This window comes from Herbaspirillum sp. B65, from assembly GCF_000333555.1.
In the GTDB taxonomy this organism is placed as follows: domain Bacteria; phylum Pseudomonadota; class Gammaproteobacteria; order Burkholderiales; family Burkholderiaceae_D; genus Herbaspirillum; species Herbaspirillum rubrisubalbicans.
Genome location: NZ_BADI01000854.1, coordinates 1 through 3430, shown reverse-complemented (window position 1 = coordinate 3430; position 3430 = coordinate 1). Strand labels below are relative to the sequence as shown.

The following is a 3430-nucleotide window of genomic DNA, read 5'->3' as shown; positions in this document are numbered from 1 at the left end:
ATGTCTTCAGCTTGCCGCCGCGGTCTCCAGCACCTGCTTGACGTTCTCGAAGGCTTGCACGATCTGGGCTTCGCGCGGCTCCACCAGTTGCATGTCGGGGCCGCGGCCGATCTGGCCCGATACATACAGCACCTCGCCCACCAGCACGCCGGGGGCATAACCGATCTTGTCGTAGACGTCTTCCATTCCCTTGGGAATGATGGCCTGGCGCTCGGACATGGGGGTTCCTTATAAGAGATGCAGAAGACGTAAGAGGTATGAGCTCTGATGACGCCTTGATGAAATCAGCCGTTATCACCCGCCGCCACCGGCAATACCGTACCGGTGATATAGCTGGCCTCATCGGAGGCGAGGAAGAGGATGGGCGCGATCTGCTCTTCCAGCGTGGCATAGCGTTTGAAGAAGGTGGAGCTGGTGACCTGCTGCACGGCTTGCTGCATCCACGCCTGTTCCTGGGCACTGTCGCCGTCGGCATTGCGCGGCACCCGGCGCGGCGGGGCCTGGGTGCCACCCGGGGCAGTGGCCACCACGCGGATGCCTTGCTCGCCATACTCCATGGCCAGCGCCGTGGTCATGGCATTGACCCCGCCCTTGGCCGCCGAATACGGCACGCGGCGAATACCGCGCGTGGCATTGGAGGAGACGTTGACGATGGTGCCGCTCCCCTGGCGCAGCAGATACGGCAGCACGGCATGACAGCCATAGAGCGTGGGCATGAGCGAGCGGCGGATCTCGGCATCGATCTGGGCCGGCTCGAACTGGTCATAGGGCCGCATACGGATGGCCCCGCCCACGCCATTGATGAGGATATCGATGCGGCCATAGCGCGCGATGGCCTGCGCCATGGCCGCCTGCGCACCGGCATAGGTTTCCAGGTCGGCGACAAAGCCGCTGCCCCGTCCAGCCTCGGCTTGGGCCGCGACTTCATCGATGAAATCGGCACGGTCCACCAGCAGCACCTGGCCACCTTCGGCCGCGATGCCCAACGCCACGCCGCGCAGGATGCCCTGGGCAGCACCGGTGACCACGGCCACCTTGCCGGCAAAGCGGGCGCGCACGGCGGCGCCGCTCATGCTGCCACCGCCACCGGCTGACTGGTGACGAACTTCTCGTAATGGAAGCTGGCCGGGGTGATGCCCTGGGACTGGAAGTGCTTCTGCACCGCCTCCACCATCGGCGGCGGGCCGCACAGGTAGACATCCACCGCGCCATCATGCAGCACCTCGGCCGGCATGTGCTGGGTCACGTAACCCTGACGCGGATGGGTGGTGGCGGGGTCGGCCACGCAGGTGGTGAAACTGAAGCCCGGCAGGCGTTGCGCCAGCGCTTCCAGGCGCTCCACCAGGACCAGGTCCTGGTCGCGGGTGACGCCATAGATCATATGCACCGGCTGGCTCACCCCCTGGCGCAGCAATTCTTCCAGCATCGACAGGAACGGGGCCAGACCGGTACCACCGGCCAGCATCAGCAGCGGCCGGGTGACCGGGCGCAGGTAGAAGCTGCCCAGGGGGCCGGTCAACTCCAGCGCCGTACCGACACTGGCGCCCGCCAACCAAGCGCTCATCAGGCCGCCCGGCACGTTCTTGATGAGAAAGCTCATGCGCGCCGCCCCCGAGGGCGAGCTGAAGGAATAGGCACGCTGCTGGCCGCTGCCGGGTACGCCGATGTTGACGTATTGGCCCGGCAGGAAGGCCGGCGCATCGGCCCCCACCTCCAGCACCAGCTCGAAGGCCGCCTCGCCAAAGGCGGTGACGGCGGCCACCTTGCCACTGAACTTGGCGCTGCCGGTCTTGCAGGCAGTGGAAGCAATCGGCACGGCAATGACGCAATCCGACTGCGGCACCATCTGGCAGGTCAGCACCATGCCGGCATCGGCTTCCTCGCTGTTCAACGCCTCGTCGATGTAGTCGTCGCCCAGATCGTACTGGCCACTCTCGGCACGGCACTTGCAGGTGCCGCACACGCCATCGGAACAATCCATGGGCAGGTTGATACGCTGGCGAAAGGCCGCGTCCAGTACTTTTTCCTTGGCCCCGCAATTGATGATGCGGGTGACCCCATCCTCGAAGTTGAGGGCGATGCGATAGCTGCTCATCTTGTGTCTCCTGCTGCCGGTCAGACGTGATAGACGTCGATGACTTGGCGGATATAGTCGTTCTTGAGGACGATCTTCTTGCGGGCGATCAAGAAGCCACCCTCGACCTTGCGCAAGCTCACCAGCATCGTGCCGAAGAACTGGTCAGTGATCTTGTAGCGATGCGACAGGGTCTGGAAGTTGTAGCGCACCTCGACCACATCGTCATGCTCTTCCAGGATTTCCACGTTGGCGATCATGTGGCTGGTCCGCGGCTCCGGCATGGAGGCGCTGGAGCGCTCGGTCTTGATGCGGAACACGCGGTCTTCCAGGCCATCGCGATTGGCGTAGTACATCAGCGAGATTTCGCGCTGCGGGTCTTCGGTGAGCTGGTCATCGTCGTCCCAGGCCGGCATCCAGTATTCGACGTCGGGTGCATACATTTCCAGCCAGGGTTCCCACTGGCGTTCATCCAGATAACGGGCCTCGCGATAGAGGAAGGCGCACACGGCGCTCAGTTCGACGGGCTGGCTCATTGCTGTGCTCCTTGCCCAGCGGCGGCGCGTTCCTTCTTGACGGCCTGGCGCATCTGCTCGGTCCAGTAGTGGTGCTGGCAGACAAACAGGCCTTCGTCTTCGCTGCGCTCGCCACTGAGTATGGGATTCATGCCCATTTTCTTCGCATTCTCATCCGGTCCTTGCTTCCACAGCGGCGCCCCGCGACTCATGTCGTTCCAGCGCACGGCCGAACCGGCATAACCCGCCTGGCAGGCGCGGAACTCTTCGAGGTCATCGGCGGTACCCATGCCGGAGACGTTGAAGAAATCTTCATACTGACGAATACGCACGCGGCGGTCTTCATCGCTCTCGCCCTTGGGGCCGAAGCAGAAGATGCTGATCTCGGTCTGGTCCACGCTGATCGGGCGTGCCACGCGGATCTGGGTACCGAACTGGTCCATCAGGAACACGTTGGGATACAGGCACAGATTGCGGGTCTGGGCCACGATGGTGTCGGCGCGGGCCTGGCCCACGCGGGCCGCCAGTTCTTCGCGCTGGTTCCAGATCGGGCGCACTTCGGGATTCAGGGTATTGGTCCACAACAGGATGTGGCCATTCTCGAAGCCATACACGCCGGCCACTGCCTTGCTCCAGTTGTTGGCATCGGTGGCCTTGGTGCCGCCTTCCTTGCGGCGGCCCATGGTGGCGGCATAGTTCCAGTGCACGCTGCTGACGTGATAGCCGTCGCAGCCGTTTTCCATCTGCATCTTCCAGTTGCCGTCATAGAGGTAGCTGGAGTTGCCGCGCAAGACTTCCAAGCCATTGGGGGCCTGGTCGACGATCTGGTCGATGTCACGCG

At 63.7% G+C, this 3430-nt stretch carries 4 protein-coding genes and 1 pseudogene; all 5 read right to left on the bottom strand.

Annotated features, from left to right (window positions below; all coding sequences use genetic code 11):
• Positions 1-9 precede the first annotated feature (9 nt).
• Positions 10-219, bottom strand: a pseudogene (locus tag I5W_RS20355) (Rid family hydrolase); the annotation flags it as partial.
• A 65-nt stretch (positions 220-284) separates the two neighbouring features.
• Positions 285-1073, bottom strand: coding sequence for a benzoate diol dehydrogenase BenD (benD, locus tag I5W_RS20350; RefSeq protein ID WP_044530598.1), 789 nt, complete (start codon positions 1071-1073; stop codon positions 285-287).
• Positions 1070-2095: a benzoate 1,2-dioxygenase electron transfer component BenC gene (gene benC / locus I5W_RS20345; protein ID WP_044530597.1), complete on the bottom strand. Its 1026-nt coding sequence runs from the start codon at positions 2093-2095 to the stop codon at positions 1070-1072. Before benC ends, benD begins: the two co-directional genes overlap by 4 nt.
• Before the next feature lie 20 nt (positions 2096-2115).
• Complete coding sequence (benB, locus tag I5W_RS20340) at positions 2116-2610, bottom strand: benzoate 1,2-dioxygenase small subunit (RefSeq protein ID WP_017453178.1); 495 nt, start codon at positions 2608-2610, stop codon at positions 2116-2118.
• On the bottom strand, positions 2607-3430 hold an 824-nt coding region (locus I5W_RS20335; protein ID WP_044530596.1), incomplete at its 5' end, for an SRPBCC family protein. The genes I5W_RS20335 and benB, both read right to left, overlap by 4 nt.

What these genes read in the sequence shown, in the direction of transcription:
- benD (WP_044530598.1), bottom strand. Translation starts at nt 1,073, where the DNA reads ATGAGCGGCGCCGCCGTGCGCGCCCGCTTTGCCGGCAAGGTGGCCGTG.
- benC (WP_044530597.1), bottom strand. Translation starts at nt 2,095, where the DNA reads ATGAGCAGCTATCGCATCGCCCTCAACTTCGAGGATGGGGTCACCCGC.
- benB (WP_017453178.1), bottom strand. Translation starts at nt 2,610, where the DNA reads ATGAGCCAGCCCGTCGAACTGAGCGCCGTGTGCGCCTTCCTCTATCGC.